The sequence below is a fragment of the Marilutibacter maris genome (genome assembly GCF_006546735.2).
Lineage (GTDB): Bacteria > Pseudomonadota > Gammaproteobacteria > Xanthomonadales > Xanthomonadaceae > Marilutibacter > Marilutibacter maris.
This window is the reverse complement of the sequence record NZ_VICD02000298.1, coordinates 1-1,418: the sequence shown is the minus strand read 5'-3', so window position 1 is coordinate 1,418 and position 1,418 is coordinate 1. Positions and strand designations below refer to the sequence as shown.

1 protein-coding gene is annotated in these 1,418 nt (G+C 67.3%); it reads right to left on the bottom strand.

The genetic code is table 11. The features are described from left to right. Positions 1 to 1,418, bottom strand: a 1,418-nt coding sequence (locus tag FKV24_RS16775; protein WP_141483195.1) for an amino acid adenylation domain-containing protein, incomplete at both ends; no start/stop codon positions are given.

Genomic DNA, 1,418 nt, shown 5'->3' with positions numbered 1-1,418 from the left:
CGGTAGCGCATGCGGTCGCCGGTCCGGTACAGCCGCTCGCCGGGCCGGTACGGGTTGGCGATGAAACGCTCCGCCGTCAGCTCCGGACGGTCCAGATATCCCCGGGCCAGTCCCGCGCCACCGATGTGCAGCTCGCCCTCGCCTCCCAACGGCACCAGCTGCCCCTGCGCGTCGAACAGATAGCCGCGCAGGTTCGGAATGACGCGCCCTACATTGACCGCACCCGACAGGTCCGTGCTCGAGTAGGCCGCGTTCACGCTGGTCTCCGTCGGACCATAGGCATTGAGCGCATGACGCCCCCGCGACCGTGCATAGGCATCCAGCCGCCGCCACAGTGGCGGCGACACCGTGTCGCCACTGACGATCAGCGATACCGCGAAGTCCTCGTCCCGCTCCAGGTCCTCCAGCACCGACTCCACCAGCTGCGGCATGCCGTTGAACACCGCAACCTCATGCCGCTTCAGCAAACTCACCAGCGCCCGAGGATCGCGATACTCATCCCCGTCCGCCACCACCACGAATGCGCCGTGATACAGCGCCACCAGCGCCTTCAGCGACGCATCGAACGATATCGAGGTCGCCAGCAGCCACGCCCGCAGCGGGTAGACGTCCAGACTGCGCAGCTGCTCGACGAACGCGACGCCGAAGTTGGCCACGCTGCGGTGCTCCACCAGCACCCCCTTCGGGCGACCGGTCGATCCGGAGGTATAGATGACATAGGCCAGGCGGGCCGATGTCCAGCCTTCGAGACGCGCCGGATCGGAGTCCGGCTGCCCATCCAGATGCCCGCCATCGGCATCCTCCTCGCCCAACAGCAGCGCGACACCACTGTCCTCGGCGATCAGTTCACGCCTTGATTGCGGGTAGGCCGGATCGATCGGCACATAGCAGCCGCCGGACTTCAGCACGCCCAGCACGGCCACCAGGAGGCGCTCGGAGCGCGACAGTGCAATGCCGACCTTGGTTTCCACACCGACGCCTCGCTGGCGCAGCCAGTGCGCCAACCGGTTGGCGCGCCGGTTCAGCTGCGAATACGTCAATCGCACGTCGCCGCACACCACCGCCAACGCATCGGGCGTCGCCCGGGCCTGTGCCTCGAACAACTCGTGCAACCCCGCCTGCGGGTACGCCACCGGCGCCTGGTGGATCTCGTCGAGCAGGTAACGCTGCTCGGCCGCATCCAGCATCGGCAAGCGGCCGATCGCCTGTCCGGGGTCGGACACGATCCCTTCCAGCAGCGTGCACAGGTGCGTCCCCAGACGCTCCATCGTCGATGCCTCGAACAGGTCGCGGTTGTAGGAGAAGCTCAGGTACAGACCCGACTCCCCCTCCTGCGCATCCAGACTCAGGTCGAACTTGACCGACGTCCCCTCGCCCCACATCGGCGTCATCTGCAACGAGGTCGATGCCCCGCCACC